Source organism: Streptomyces flaveus, assembly GCF_014647675.1.
Taxonomy (GTDB): Bacteria; Actinomycetota; Actinomycetes; order Streptomycetales; family Streptomycetaceae; genus Streptomyces; species Streptomyces flaveus.
Genome location: NZ_BMPQ01000009.1, coordinates 142,593 through 157,119 on the forward strand (window position 1 = coordinate 142,593; position 14,527 = coordinate 157,119).

The following is a 14,527-nucleotide window of genomic DNA, read 5'->3' on the forward strand; positions in this document are numbered from 1 at the left end:
TCGCGCCGCCAGAAGCCCCTCGCTGGCAGTGCGGATCCGGCATCGTCCACCATGGTCCTCATTTCCTCTGACCGGAGATCCCATGAGCATCGACCTGGAGCGGCATCTCGAGCGCCATCCGCGTGCCGTCGACCTGGCGGCATCGGCTGTGCTTTTCGGCTTCGCCGTCCTCGGCAGCACGCTCAGCATCCCGGCGCACGACCGGCCGGAGCAGCTGACGCCCGCCGTACTGCTCGCGGCCGTCTCCTGCGTCGCCCTGCTGTGGCATCGCTCTCACCCGCGCACCGTCGTCATCGTCACCACGGTCTGTGCCACGACCGCCGGCGGTCTTGGCTACATGCTCAACCCGCTTTTGATGGCACCGGTCATGGCGGCGATCTACTGGCTGGCCGCTCTCACCGACCGCAGGACCGTACGCGTCTACCTTCTCGTCATCGTCGTACTGCTGATGCTCACCGCGGCGGTCTCCGACCGCGCCGACTATCCGCTGGTCCTGCAGACGCTCGCCCCCACCATCTGGGTGCTGCTGCCGACCGCGACCGGCGTCAGTACCCGGCTGCGCCGTGCCTATCTGGACGCCGTACAGGCCCGTGCCGACCACGCCGAACGCAGCCGTGAGGAGGAGGCACGTCTGAGGGTCGCCGAGGAGCGCATGCGCATCGCGCGTGAGCTGCACGACGTCGTCGCCCACCACATGGCGCTGGCCAACGCCCAGGCCGGCACCGCCGCTCACCTCGCGCGCAGCCATCCCGACCAGGTCCAGAAGATCCTCGACGACCTCGCCGGTACGACGTCCTCGGCGCTGCGCGAACTCAAGGCGACCGTCGGTCTGCTGCGCCAGGCCAACGACTCCGACGCCTCGCTGGAACCGGCCCCCGGACTCGCCCGGCTCCCCGAACTGACCGCCGCCTGCCAGACCGCCGGCATCAAGGTCACCGTCACCACCGAGGGCACACCGCAGCCGCTCTCCCCGGGAGTGGACCTGACGGCCTTCCGCATCGTGCAGGAGGCCCTCACCAACGTCGCCAAACACGCCTCCGCGAAAGCGGCGTACGTACAACTCGCTTACGTCCGGGACCGGTTGACCCTCACCGTCACCGACAACGGAACGGCCACGGCCCCCGCCGCCCCGGCCGCGGGGCGCGGCTTCGGCCTCGTCGGTATGCGGGAGCGCGCTCAGTCCGTCGGCGGCGACCTCCAGGCCGGGCATCGCCCCCAGGGCGGTTTCGAGGTCACCACCACGCTGCCCCTGTACCCCCAGGCCGCCGAGGACACAGCACAGAAGGAACGGACCGCATGACCATCCGCGTACTGCTCGCCGACGACCAGGCCCTGCTGCGGGCGACCTTCAGGATCCTGATCGACTCCTGCGAGGACATGGAGGTGCTCGGCGAGGCCACCGACGGCAGCGAAGCGCTCGACCTCAGCCGCGTCCACCACCCTGACGTCGTCCTGATGGACATCCGTATGCCCGGCATGGACGGTCTGGCCGCGACGGCCGCGCTCTGCGCCGATACGGGCCTGTCCGCGACGCGCGTGCTCATCCTCACCACCTTCGAGACCGACCAGTACGTCGCCCAGGCCCTGCGCGCCGGCGCGAGCGGTTTCCTCGGCAAGGACGTCACCGCGGACGCGCTGCTCGACGGCATCCGCACGGTGGCCGCCGGCGAGTCGCTCCTCTCGCCCGGGGCGACGCGCACCCTCATCACGCGCTTCCTCACCACCCCGGAGGCCGGCCCTCACCTGGCTCCGCCCGAACGCCTCGCCGCGCTGACCGCCCGCGAACGCGAGGTGATGGCCCTGGCCGCCGAGGGCAAGTCGAACGCGGAGATCGCCGACGTTCTCTTTCTCAGCCCGCTGACCGTACGCACCCACGTGCAGCGGGCCATGACGAAGCTGGATGCCCGTGACCGGGCCCAACTGGTCGTCATCGCCTACCAGTCGGGCCTGGTACGGCCTGCCTCCGGCGGTTGAGGGGGGCGCCTACGGGGGTGGTGGATTGGGGTTCATTTGCGGGTGCGGGTTCGTCGTGGCTGGTCGCGCAGTTCCCCGCACCCCTAAAGGACGAGCCCTCAGCTACGACGAACCTCGTCCAAGGAGCCGAAAGCCGGAGGCGCTGGCATTGTTTGAACAGCGGCAGCCGTCTCCCCCCGAGGTGACCCATGCGCCTACTGCTCGTCCACCCCAGCGCCCTGCTGTACTCGGAGATCTTCCTGAAGCTGGAACCACTCGGCCTTGAACGAGTGGCCGGTGCCGCCCGCGACGCAGGTCATCAGGTACGCGTGGTGGACCTCCAGGTGCTCGGCCACGCGGATCTGCGCTCGGAACTGGCGTCCTTCCGGCCGGAAGCGCTCGGCATCTCGCTGAACTACCTCGCCAACATTCCGGAGGCCATCGAGATCGCCCAGCAGGCGAAACGTGCCGTACCCGGCTGTTTCGTCTTCTTCGGCGGCCACAGCGTCTCCTTCGTCGCCGGGGACGTGCTCGCCCAGGCGGAGGGAGCCGTCGACGCGGTGGTCCGCGGCGAGGGCGAACCGGCCGTGGCCCCGCTGCTCGAAGCGGTCCGTGACGGTGGTATGGACGGCGTCCCGGGCGTGGTCACCGCGGACGGCCACGGGCCCGCCCCGCGGCTGCTGCACGGCATCGACTCCCCCCGCCCGGCCCGCGACCTGATGCGGCACCGCCGCCGGTACTTCATCGGGGAACTCGACCCGTGCGCCTCCATCGAGTTCACCCGCGGCTGCCCCTGGGACTGCTCGTTCTGCTCGGCGTGGACCTTCTACGGCCGCAGCTATCGCAAGGCGTCCCCGGAAGCGGCGGCCGACGAACTCGCGTCGATCCAGGAGCCGAACGTGTTCATCGTCGACGACGTCGCGTTCATCCGCCCCGAGCACGGCGACGCCATCGCCGCACAGGTGGAACGCCGGGGGATCCGTAAGCGCTACTACCTGGAGACCCGTAGCGACGTACTGCTGCGCCACACGGAGGTCTTCGAGCGCTGGGCCCGGCTGGGGCTGCGCTACATGTTCCTCGGCATGGAGGCGCTCGACGAGGAGGGCCTCGAGCTGTACCGCAAACGGATCAGTCCCGACGAGAACTTCCGCGCCCTGGAGACGGCCCGCAAGCTCGGCATCAAGGCCGCCATCAACCTGATCGTGGACCCGGCCTGGGACGAGGAACGCTTCCGGATCGTCCGCGAGTTCGCGCTGTCCGTACCGGAGATCGTCCACCTCACCGTGATGACGCCCTATCCGGGTACGGAGATCTGGCACACCGAGTCGCGCCGGCTGACCACCCGCGACTACCGGCTCTTCGACATCCAGCACGCCGTCGTGCCCACGGCACTGCCGCTCGACGTCTTCTACCGGGAGCTGGTCAGCACCCAGGCCGTACTGCACCAGAAACACCTCGGGCTGCGCACCGCCTTCGGCGCGGCGCGCGTCCTCGGCCGCAACCTCGCCCACGGCCAGACGAACTTCGCCCGCATGCTGTGGAAGTTCAACCGGGTCTACAACCCGCGGCGCCAGCTCGCCGACCACGCCCGCCCGGTCCGCTACGAACTGCCGTTGCCCCCGCACATGGACCTCGGCGACCGCCGCGAGCTGTACGTCCACACGAGGCCGGCCGCCCACGCCAAGCCGCCCGGGCCGCAGCACTGACCGGCCGCGAGCCCCGGAACAGGGCCCGGCATGCCGGTCGCCGTCCTCGCCTCACTCGCCGCGGGCGCCTGCTTCGCCCTGGCGGGAGTACTCCAGCAGCGGGCGGCCAGCGCCCGGCCCGCCGAGGAGGCACTGTCCTGGACCCTGCTCAGCCATCTGGTCCGGCGACCGCTGTGGCTGTCCGGGATCGCCTTCGCCTTCCTCGCGTACGGATTCCAGGCCCTGGCCCTGGCTCACGCACCGCTCAGCCTGGTGCAGCCGCTGATCGTCTGTGAGCTGATCTTCGCAGTGCCGCTGTCGGCGCAGCTCAGCCGCAAACGGCTGGGCGTCCGGGAGTGGGCCGGCACCCTCTCCGTGGCGGCCGGTCTGGCGCTCGCCCTGTCCACCGCACGGCCGCACGGCGGCAGCTCGACGGGCGCGGATCTCGGACCCTGGCTGATGACGCTGGGCTCGGTGTGCGGTGTGACGCTGTGCGCGCTGGTGGCGCGGCGGTTCGTCGGCGGTACGTGGCGGGCGTCCCTCGTGGCCCTGGCCGGCGGAGCAGTGATGGGTTTCCAGTCCGTGCTGCTGACCATCACCGTCGCGCACATGGAACGGGGCCTGCTCGCGCTGTTCACGGCATGGCAGACGTATCTGCTGGTCATCGCCAGTTTCACCGGGCTGCTGCTGATCCAGAGCGCGTTCCAGGCGGGGCCGCTGGCCGCCACGATGACGGTGATCGACGCGACCGAACCGGCCGTGGCCATCGCGACCGGCACGACGCTGTTCGGGGAGTCACTGCACCACGGCTGGCCCACCTCAGCCTTTACGGTCCTGGGTGTGTGCCTGACGGTCTTCGGGATCGTACGGCTCAACTCGTCGCCCTTGATCGCCGCACTGCACCCGCGCGAGCTGCACGGTCTGCCGGCCGCGGACGGCCCCGGGGGCGGGCGCGCGGCGGCCGAGCGCACTAGGGACCTGCGGTCGTAGTGCGGCGACCTTGGTGAAGTCCGGTGCACTATCGCGCCCCATAAGGGGCGCGGGGCGTGACACTGTGCGGCTCCGCCGCGATGGGGGTCCCCCCCGCGCGAGCTCGATTCGAGCGTGGGGGAGCGACCAGCCCCCACCGGGCCCGCGGTTTCATGACTGCCCTCCAAGCGGAGCGCCTCGTGCCAGACCGGCAGCAGATCCTCGGCGAACACCTGAGCCCAGGTGGGGTGCCGGTGCCGAGCCGTGGCGAGTGCCCGCTCCCCCACCACGCGGCGCAGCTCCGGCCGGGTCACCAGCTCGGCCAGCACCTGCGCCCAGCCCTCCGCGTCGTCGTGCCGTACGACCAGACCGTCCCGTCCCGGCCCGGCCAGCCACTGCGTGGTGCGGGCGTCCGCGGGCAGTACGACGGGGAGGCGGCAGGCCATCGCCTCGGCGACGACGTTGCCGACGGTCTCCGTCCGGGACGGGAAGGCGAACACATCGCATCCGGCGTACACCCGGGCCAGCCACTCCTGGGGCTGCGGCCCGAGCAGCGTCGCATCGGGGCCGAGCAGTTCCGCGACCCGGCCCCTGTCGGCGCCCCGGCCGACCATCAGCAGATGTACGGCATGCCCCTGGCGCCGTATCCGGTCCACCGCCTCGGCGAGCAACAGTGCGCGCTTGGTGTCGTCCACCCGGCCCACGAACAGGATGAGCGGCCGGTCCACCGGCACGCCGTGGGCACGGGCGAGTGCGCCACGGGCCCAGGGATCGGGCCGGAACCGCTCGCGGTCGATGCCGCGCCGCAGCTGCGACACCCGGCCGGGGTCCGTCAGCGCGGTGATCTCGGCGCGGTCGTTCGGCGAGGCGACCAGCACCCGGTCGCATATCCGGATCAGCCGGTCGCGCCGCCGCCGGGCGAGCCAGGCGACCGCCTCCGGCGCGCCGCCACCGGGGAACCGGCCGTCCATCCAGGCCAGGGCCGGTGTCCTGCCGAGCATCTGCCGTACGTACACGGACGCCAGGGCCGGTACATCAGTGTGCAGCGAACCCACCACACCCGGTCGCGCCGGTGTCATGGCCCGGTCCGCGCTGCGCACCAGAAGGGCCGCCGTCGAGGCGAAGGCGAACGTGTGCGTGAGATGCCAGACGTCGTGGCGCGGCAGCAGCCGGGACAGCCGGGAGTGGAACGGCGCGAGATCGACGATGTCGGCTCCGCCGACCGCGGGCATCAGGGCCGCCGTGCTGAGCACCGGTCGCAGGCTGACGAACCGTACGCGGGGCGACAGCGGCTCCACGCCCTCCCGCTCGCCCAGGACGTACACGGTCAGGTCGATGCCGGGGCCGGGCCCGGTGTGCCGGGCCGCGGCTTCGGCGAAGTGTTCCCAGCACTTGACCTGACCGCCGGCCGAGCCGTTCCTGAGCAGTTCCACGAGGACCGCGACGGAGGGGACGGAATGGTGTGCGCGGCCGGTGCCCGGGAGCCCGTAGGCCTCGACGGCGGAAAGTCCGGAAGATCCGGAAAGCCCGGAAAGTGATTCGCCCATGACACTCGTTGTACCCGTCGCCCCGCGCCCCTATCAGGGAAGGGATACGGGCAGGTGGGCGCGGCGGGAGGCGTGGGCGTACGAATGCCTGTGCACGGGCCGGGCCTACGGGACGGTCTCTTCGTACACTGGGCCCGGAGTACCCCGTCACCAACCGACATATGGCTTCACCGGTTGCAGAGGACGACTGCCGTGCCCCACGACTCATCCCCCACCGGCTCCGAAGCCACCGTGCCCGTCGGCGCCTCGACCGGGACGGACCCGGACGCGCACCCGCACCTCGCCGATGCTTCGGCGCCGAAGACGAACGTGGCCTTGGTGACGGGCGCGTCCTCGGGCATCGGCGCGGCCGTCGCTCGGCGCCTGGCGGCGGAGGGCAACTGGCACCTGGTACTCAATGGGCGCGACCGGACGCGGCTCGAGCGGGTCGCCCTGGACCTCGATCAGAGCGCCGATGACACCTCGGCCGCCGCTTTCCCGACGGATCTGGCCGAGCCGGGGGCGGACCGACGGCTGGCCGAGTACGTCATGGACACGGTCGGCCGGGTGGATCTGCTGGTGGCCGGGGCCGGCATCGGCTGGGCAGGGCCGTTCGACACCATGCCGCCACGGGCCATCGACGAGGTGTTCTCCGTGGACGTACTGGCGCCCCTGCATCTGGTACGGCTCCTGCTGCCGGGCATGGTCAGCCGAGGTAGCGGCCGGGTGGTGCTCATCGGCTCCGTGGCGGGCAGCCTCGGGGTACGCGGCGAGGCCGTCTACTCCGCCGCCAAAGCAGCCCTCGGCACCTTCGCCGAGGCCCTGCGCTACGAGTTGCGTGGCACGGGCGTGGGGATCAGCCATGTCGTGCCCGGAGTCGTGGACACCCCGTTCTTCGAACGGCGCGGCGCTCCTTACGCACGCTCGCGTCCAAGGCCGGTACCGGCCGAGCGAGTCGCCGAGGCCGTCTGGCAGGCCGTCACCCGCGACCGCGACGAGGTGTACGTACCCGGCTGGCTCCGCCTGCCCGGCCTGCTGCACGGCGCGGCACCGGCCCTGTACCGACGTCTCGCGGCCAGGTTCGGCTGACGCTGCTGCCCGGGCCCGTCGGCGGAGGAGCGAGGTGTGCCCCGATGCCGCTGTCACTTGCCCCAGATCTTTCGGTACGCCTCCCGGAAACCTGGCGGGTCCCAGGTCGTGGCCCCGGCGCTGTTGGCGGCCGTGGTGAGGTGGACGGGGGCTACGTATCCGCTGGCGGGTCTGCCGGTGAAGGCGCGGTTGAACTCGTCGACGATCTGCCAGCCCTGCAGCGACAGCGGCTCTGGGACGGTGGCGGCCTGGTACTGCTCGCTGTTGATGCGCTGGAAGGCGGAGGGGTCGCCGTCGCCGGCGCCGATGTTGAAGGGTGGGCCGGAGCCTTTCCTGCCGGCTGCCCGGAAGGCGGGGGCGGCGTCGGCGAAGTACAGGTCGTTGATGGCGATGGAGTAGGTCCAGTCGCTCTGGAAGCGGGAGAGGAGGGAGGAGATCTCCCGGGGCGTGCGGCTGCTGGCGTCCGGGATCGGGATGTTCTCCTGCGCCAGCAGCTTCACACCCGAGCAGGTGGCCAGCTCCTTCCTGATCAGGTCGGACTTGTTCCTGGCGAAGGGGATCGAGGCGTCGGTGATGAGCACGACCCCGGCGCGGCCGTTGGAACGCGAGATGACCCACTGCGCGCTGATTCCGGCCACGTCCTCGACCCGGGTGGTGACGTTGGTGAAGAGCTTGGGCCGCTGGCTGGGGCCGGGCGAAGCGACCGCGTGCCAGCCGATGAGCGGGATGCGCGCCGTGTTGGCCCGCGCGACCTGCTGGGAGGTCGAGTCGGGGTCGAAGCCGCCGATGACGATGCCCGAGGGCTTGAGGGCCACGGCCGCGCTCATTGCCGCCTGGATGCCGGCGGGGGTGCCCCCGCCGTCGATCACCCGGACGTTCCAGCCGATGACCCGCGCGGCTTCCCGCACTCCCTTCGCGGTGCCCGCGACTCCGGGATTGGTCATGGTCTGGGCGACGTAGACGATGGTCCTGCCGGACACCGCTGCCGGGCCGCTGGTCGGTCCGTCCCAGGGGGCGTCGGTCTTCTCTGCCTGTCTGACGGCGGCCTGGGCCCTGGCGTGGGCCGTGGGGCAGCCGCTCGGGCCCGTTGCGGACTCCCCCTCGCCTGTCGACGAGCCGCGTTCGCAGCCTGCGAGGACGGTTGCCGCTGCCAGCAGGGCCGCGGAGGCGAGCCGAGCCCTGAAGACGCCGGGGGTGGCCTTGCGGTTGCACTGCATGGGAGCTCCTCGCGGAGGGATGAGCGGGAGGATGCGGCCGGGTCACGGAGGTGGTGCCGTGGCGTGGGTCATGGAGCGGTGCCCGCTGCGCCACCGTCCCGCTTCGGGGGGTACGGCGGTGGAGGCGGCCCGACGGGCGAATCGCGGGCCGCGACGGCGCCGGTGCGCAGGCGGCGGGCGGAGTAGCCGGCCAGGCCGACGGCGAGGAGCAGGGTGCCGCCGTAGAACAGCGGGATCGTCCAGAAGTCGGCGCCCATCTGGCCGATGCCGGTGAGGCCGACGGCGAGGACGGTGACGGCGACGACGGTGCCCATGGCGTTGGGGCGGCCGGGTTTGATCGCGGTGGAGCCGAGGAGGGCACCGGCGAAGGCGGGCAGCAGATAGTCGAGGCCGACGCTCGGATTGCCGATCTGCTGCTGGGCCGCGAGCAGCACCCCGGCGAAGCCGACGATCAGCCCTGATGCGGCGAAGGCGTAGACCGAGTACTTGCGGGTCGGGATGCCTATGAGGTCGGCGGCGCGGCGGTTGGAGCCGATGACGTACAGGTACCGGCCGAGCGGCAGCCGCTCCAGCACCAGCCAGAGGGCGACCGCGAGGGCGAGCACGTAGAAGGCGGGGACCGGAAGGCCGAGGAACGTGGAGTCGTAGATGTCGGTGAAGGCGGCCGGGAGGCCTTGCGGGCCCGGGACGATCCGGCCGCCGTCGGTGATCCAGCCGGTCGCGGCGTACATCATGCTGCCGGTCCCGAGCGTGGCGATGAAGGAGTCGATCCGGCCGAACTCGACGATGACACCGTTGAGGGCGCCCACCATCGCCCCTCCGATGATCACCGCGAGGCAGGCGAGAGGCCAGGGCCACCCGTTGTTGACGACGAGCTGCATCACCATGACGTGTGCCAGGCCGAGGCCGTAGCCGATGGAGAGGTCGAACGCGCCGGTCACGATCGGGACCATGGCGGCGAGCGCGAGGACGGCCGGGATCGACTGGGTGGACAGGATCGAGTCGATGGTGTCCGCAGTGGGGAAGGTACGCGGCAGCGTGAGGGAGAAGATCAGGAAAAGCAGGGCGGTGAGTGCCAGGAGACCGTAAGTGCCGATGAGGTGCCCGCCCTGCCTCTCCAGTCGGCTCAGCGGGCCCGGTCGGTGCCGTGGGGATGGGGGCGAGGAGGGAGAGGGCGAGGCGGTCATGAGTTCGTCGCGCTTCCGGAGGGGGGCATGGCCGAAGCTGCCCGGGTGAGCCCGGCGACGGTGAGGTCCGGACCGCTCAGCTCGGCCGTCACAGATCCGCGGACGAAGACCAGGGCACGTCGGCACACGCCCGCGACCTCCTCGAAATCGGTGGAGATGAGCAGCACCGCGAGGCCGGCGGCCAGCGCCTCGTCGAGCAGGCCGTAGATCGCGACCTTGGCGCCGATGTCCACGCTCGCCGTCGGCTCCTCGAGGACCAGCAGGCGCAGGCCCACCCGCAGCCACCGGCCGATCATGACCTTCTGCTGGTTTCCGCCGGACAGGGTGGCGATGGGGGCCTCACTGTCGCGGGGACGCACCGAGAACCGTTCGATCAGGGTGGTGGCCTCGGCGCGTTCACGGCGGGGCCTGATCCAGCGCAGCGCCGGCAGGCCTCCCGCGCGGGGGTTGGCCAGGAGGTTCTCCCGTACGGTCAGCTCGGTGGCGCATCCCTCCTGCTGTCTGTCGCCGGTCACGAAGCCGACGCCGAGGCCGACGGCGTCGGCGACCTTGTGGGGGCTGTACTGCTCGCCGCCGAGGAGCACGCGACCGTCGAGGATGGGCCGGGAGCCGACGAGAGCCCGGCCCAGGTCCATGTGCCCGGCGCCCGAGAGGCCGACCAGACCCAGGACTTCCCCGGCCTTGAGTTCCAGGCTGACCGGCCCCGCGCCGGCGGTCCGTACGCCGTCGAGGGTCAGGACGGCCGGGCCGTCGGCGGGGACCGTGGCGGGGCGGCGAGCGAAGCGAGATGGGGGTCCCCCCGGACGGAGTCTGGGGGAGGTCAGTTCCTCGCCGACGATGTCGTGCACCAGACGGGCGGGGCTGTGGCCGGCCAGTGCGCCATGGCTGACGAGGTGACCGTCGCGCAGGACGGCGAAGGTGTCGGCGACCTCGTACACCTCGTCCAGGCGATGGCTGACGTAGAGGATGCCGTGGCCCTGGTCGCGCAGGGCGTGCAGTACGTGGAAGAGCCGGGCGCAGTCCGCAGCGGGGAGGCGGGCGGTCGGCTCGTCGAGGACGATGAGCTTCGCCCGTCCCGCCAGGGCTCGGGCGATGGCGACCAGCGAACGCTCTGCGGGGGCGAGCCGGGCGATCGGCGCGTCGGGGTCGAGATGTCCGGCGACGATCCGCAGGGCGTCGGTGCAGCGCTCCCTGGTCCGCCGCCAGGAGATCAGTCCGGCGCGGCGCGGATACCCGGTGCTCAGGGCGATGTTCTCGGCGACCGTCATCCACTCCACGAGACCGAGGTCCTGGTGGATGAAGGACATGCTGCGGGACGCGGCTTGGGTCCCGAGCGGGTGACCGGCCACGGTGATCTGCCCCGTATCGGCGTGGTGGACGCCGGCGAGCACTTTGATGAGCGTGGACTTTCCGGCGCCGTTGGGGCCGAGAAGGGCCAGGACGCTGCCGGCGTGGACGTCGAGGTCGACCCCGGCCAGCGCGAGGGTTCCGCCGAACCGCTTGTCGAGCCCGCGGATGCGGACCAGGGGTTCCGCGCCGGAGGGCGGGATGGCCTTCTCAGAGGTGTCGGGAGCATCGTGCACGGACATCTCCCGGGGTCGGCCTGGCAAGTTCTTCCCGACTTTCATCAGGGATACTAGTGGGGCAAATAGCAGCATTTCAGACATTTGACAGCCTTGGCCGGAGCGCCGCACACGCGCACTCAGGCGCTGTCGAGCCCGCATTCGGCCCAGATGACCTTGCCCTCCGGGGTGTAGCGGGTACCCCAGCTCTGTGCCAGCTGTGCGACGAGGAACAGGCCACGGCCACCCTCATCGGTGGCGGCCGCCCGGCGCAGGTGCGGGGCGGTGTTGCTGGTGTCGTAGACCTCACAGATCAGCGTGGGGCCGTGGAGCAGCCGTACCCGGACAGGTCCGGCACCGTGGCGGATGGCGTTGGTGATCAGCTCGCTGAGCAGTAGTTCCGTGACGAACGCGGCCTCGTCGAGTCCCCAGTCGGCCAGCTGCCGGACGGCGGCGGCGCGGACGTCGCTGACGAGGGCCGGGTCGGCGGGCAGCTCCCAGTCGGCGATCCGGCGGGGGTCCAGCGCGTGGGTGCGGGCGACGAGCAGTGCGAGGTCGTCGTCGGGGCGGGAGGGTGCCACGAGATCCAGGACCGCCTCACACGTCTCCTCGGGTGTGCGCTCCGGGTGGGCCAGGGCTCCGCGCAGGCGGTCGAGGGACACGTCGATGTCACGGTGCCGGTCCTCGATGAGTCCGTCGGTGTAAAGGACCAGCTGACTGTGCTCGGGGATGTGGATCTCGGCGGTTTCGAAGGGCAGGCCACCGAGGCCGAGAGGCGGCCCGGCGGGCAGGTCGAGGAATGACACGGTGCCGTCGGGGCGGACCAGTGCGGGCGGAGGGTGGCCGGCGCGGGCCATGACGCACTGCTGCGAGGTCGGATCGTAGATGGCGTACAGGCAGGTCGCGCCGATGATGCCGACGCCGTCGGCGGCGGGGTCCTCCCGGTCCAGGCGCCCCACGACGTTGTCGAGGTGGGTGAGGACCTCGTCCGGGGGGAAGTCGAGTTCGGCGAAGCTGCGTGCGGCGGTGCGCAGCCGGCCCATGGTGGCGGCGGAGTGCAGGCCGTGGCCGACGACGTCGCCGACGAAGAGGCCGATACGGGTGCCGGAAAGGGGGATCACGTCGTACCAGTCTCCGCCCACATCGGATTCGGCGGGCAGGTAGCGATGGGCGACCTCGACGGCTTCCTGATCGGGCAGACCCTGCGGGAGCAGGCTCCGCTGCAGGGCCAGGACCATGGTGCGTTCGCGCGTGAAGCGCCGGGCGTTGTCCATGGACAGCGCGGCGCGGGTGGCGAGTTCGTGGGCCAGTGCGCGGTCGTCGTCTCCGAAGGGGGCGGGGTCCTGTGAGCGGTAGAAGCTGGCGACGCCCAGGACGACGCCGCGGGCGACCAGGGGGACCGCGATGAGGGAGTGGACGTGGGTCAGCAGCTGCTCGGTGTGCTCGGGGTCCTCGGTGAGCCAGCCCGCGGCAGCCTTCAAGTCTGGTTCCAGCACTGCCTGCCCGCTGGTCAAACAACGCAGTTGGGGCGCGGTCGGGCCGAAGTCGACCCGCTTGCCGACCGGGCTGAAAGGAACGTCGTCGCGGATGCCGTGGACCACCGTACGGCGCAGGTCACCGCTGGGGTCGGCGGACTCCTCGCCGCGTAGTACGGCCTCGGGCAGGTCGATCGTGGCGAAGTCGGCCAGTCGCGGAACCGTCATCTCGGCGAGCTCCTGGGCGGTGCGGCGCACATCCAGGGTGGTACCTATACGGGCGCTGGCCTCGGACAGCAGCTCCAGGCGGCGTCGCGCCGCCAGGGCATACTTCCCCACTCGTGGCTCCCCCACCAGCACAAGCCCTCTCGCGGGGGGTTGGAAGTCGGGGTGATCGTCCGTCGCGTCGGCAGCACCGGCGGTCATGACGCCCTGGTCGCCCGTGGGGCCCTGGCCGGATGTGGCGCCGGGGAGGTGCCCGGACGGCGGATCGGCGGAGGGACGCCCGGGCGCCGGGGCGACGGGAACGTATTCGGACGGCGCGACGGCAGGGATGCCGGCAGGCTCGGCGGGGAAGCCGAGCAGCTCGCCGACCTGGCGGGGGACGGGGAGGCCCTGTCGCGGTGGAGGGCCGGGGAGGAGGACCTCGATGGCCATGCCTTCCACCCCGGAGGCACTCGTCATCGGACGGCTCACCAGCGTCACCCTCCGGCCGTCGGGCAGGGACACGTCGACGGCGGCCCGCTGCGCGCAGGAGATCAGCTCGGTGGCCTTCTCCAGGAGGATCACCCGGTCACGGGGGCGCAGCTCACGGGCCAGTTCGTCCACCCCGACGCCATGGTGAAGGCCGACGGCGGCATCGGCGCCGGTGCCCAGGTACGCCCCCAACAGAGCGCGCTCACGTGCGGAACTCTGCTCCAGCAGTCGCCGCTCGATGGCTTCGGCCGCCTTGCGTATCACGGTGACGAGCGCAGGGTCCTCGGCGCTGCGCGGATAGCCGAGGCACAAGACGCCTTCGATGTGCCCGCTGAGCGGGTCGCGGACGGGAAGCGCGCGGCAGGCGCTCCCCTGGGAGCGTTCGGCGAAGTGCTCGGCACCGTGGACCCGGATGAGTTGCCGCTCCGCCAATGCGAGACCGATGCCGTTGGTGGCGGCGAACTGCTCGGCGAACACGAATCCCGGGACGCGCTGGATCGCCGGGAGGCTTCTGGCCAGGGACGCCTCTCCGAAACGGCGCAGAAGGACCGTCCCGGTCGCATCCGCGACGGAGATGTTCATCTTGCTGCCCGCGAACCTGGACTGCAGCCGGTCGAGCACCGGACCTGACGCACGGACGAGCCGGCCGTCCCTGTCGAAGTCCTCCCGGAAGGGAAGGTCGGACTGGTCCGGTGAGAGACCCAGGGACCTGCTGCGCTGCCATGAATTCAAGATCGACTTTCGCACGCCTCCCTCGACCGGCTCACCCTGCAGAAACCGCTCACGGGAACTGGCGGGCACTGTGCCGTCTGTCGCACGCCACGTCCACATCGATTCCCCGTCAGACCGAACCACGCTTCGCCTCGCTCCCGCCTTCGATAGTCCGCTATTCGGAAATACCGCAGTATTGATGAGAATACGGGCATTAGGAATACGAGTCACGGTTCGTGAGATTCCTCACCCGCGGTGACCGCACGGGACCGGTTGTCACAGAACCGCGACCGGGTTGACGGGCGAGCCCTTGCCGCTGACGGCGGACGTGTCCGCAGCGAAGCAGCGTCGTGACGAGGGGCCCGGGGTGCCGACGATGCCGACCCGGACGGTACGGGCGGCGGTGTTGTTGGTGTCGGCGGGCCCGCAGTCGCTGATGCCGTGGCGCGGGGCCATG

At 71.2% G+C, this 14,527-nt stretch carries 10 protein-coding genes and 1 pseudogene; 5 read left to right on the forward strand and 6 right to left on the reverse strand.

Going from position 1 to position 14,527, the window contains the following annotated elements:
* Window positions 1–82 precede the first annotated feature (82 nt).
* The 4 genes from IEZ21_RS20205 (at window position 83) to IEZ21_RS48835 (ending at window position 4,628) form a co-directional block, all read left to right on the forward strand.
* A complete protein-coding gene (locus IEZ21_RS20205; protein WP_189323312.1) occupies window positions 83–1,300 on the forward strand; it encodes a sensor histidine kinase in 1,218 nt (405 codons plus the stop codon).
* On the forward strand, window positions 1,297–1,974 hold the full coding sequence (locus tag IEZ21_RS20210; protein WP_189323313.1) for a response regulator transcription factor: 678 nt from the start codon (window positions 1,297–1,299) through the stop codon (window positions 1,972–1,974). The genes IEZ21_RS20205 and IEZ21_RS20210 overlap by 4 nt, the downstream gene beginning before the upstream one ends.
* Window positions 1,975–2,162: 188 nt before the next feature.
* Window positions 2,163–3,659 carry a hopanoid C-3 methylase HpnR gene (hpnR, locus tag IEZ21_RS20215; protein ID WP_189323314.1) on the forward strand — a complete coding sequence of 499 codons (1,497 nt, stop codon included), beginning with the start codon at window positions 2,163–2,165 and terminating at the stop codon, window positions 3,657–3,659.
* A gap of 30 nt (window positions 3,660–3,689) precedes the next feature.
* The gene (locus IEZ21_RS48835) at window positions 3,690–4,628 is read left to right on the forward strand and encodes a DMT family transporter (RefSeq protein ID WP_189323467.1); all 939 of its coding nucleotides are present in this window, start codon (window positions 3,690–3,692) and stop codon (window positions 4,626–4,628) included.
* A gap of 224 nt (window positions 4,629–4,852) precedes the next feature.
* Here IEZ21_RS48835 and IEZ21_RS48840 read toward each other — a convergent pair.
* Window positions 4,853–6,154 (reverse strand): annotated as a pseudogene (locus IEZ21_RS48840) (glycosyltransferase); the annotation flags it as partial.
* Between the two features lie 192 nt (window positions 6,155–6,346).
* On the opposite strand from IEZ21_RS48840, the gene IEZ21_RS20230 reads away from it, so the two are divergent.
* Window positions 6,347–7,222, forward strand: a complete 876-nt coding sequence (locus IEZ21_RS20230; RefSeq protein WP_246567951.1) for an SDR family NAD(P)-dependent oxidoreductase — start codon at window positions 6,347–6,349, stop codon at window positions 7,220–7,222.
* 53 nt (window positions 7,223–7,275) lie between these two features.
* On the opposite strand, the gene IEZ21_RS20235 is transcribed toward IEZ21_RS20230, so the two are convergent.
* The 5 genes from IEZ21_RS20235 to IEZ21_RS20255 form a co-directional block, all read right to left on the reverse strand.
* Window positions 7,276–8,439: a substrate-binding domain-containing protein gene (locus IEZ21_RS20235; RefSeq protein ID WP_189323316.1), complete on the reverse strand. Its 1,164-nt coding sequence runs from the start codon at window positions 8,437–8,439 to the stop codon at window positions 7,276–7,278.
* 68 nt (window positions 8,440–8,507) lie between these two features.
* Window positions 8,508–9,626: an ABC transporter permease gene (locus tag IEZ21_RS20240; RefSeq protein ID WP_189323317.1), complete on the reverse strand. Its 1,119-nt coding sequence runs from the start codon at window positions 9,624–9,626 to the stop codon at window positions 8,508–8,510.
* A complete protein-coding gene (locus IEZ21_RS20245) occupies window positions 9,623–11,209 on the reverse strand; it encodes a sugar ABC transporter ATP-binding protein (protein ID WP_189323318.1) in 1,587 nt (528 codons plus the stop codon). Before IEZ21_RS20245 ends, IEZ21_RS20240 begins: the two co-directional genes overlap by 4 nt.
* A 119-nt stretch (window positions 11,210–11,328) precedes the next feature.
* Complete coding sequence (locus IEZ21_RS20250) at window positions 11,329–14,190, reverse strand: SpoIIE family protein phosphatase (protein WP_373302252.1); 2,862 nt, start codon at window positions 14,188–14,190, stop codon at window positions 11,329–11,331.
* Between the two features lie 156 nt (window positions 14,191–14,346).
* Window positions 14,347–14,527 (reverse strand): hypothetical protein (locus IEZ21_RS20255; RefSeq protein WP_189323320.1); only part of this gene is annotated, 181 nt, incomplete at its 5' end.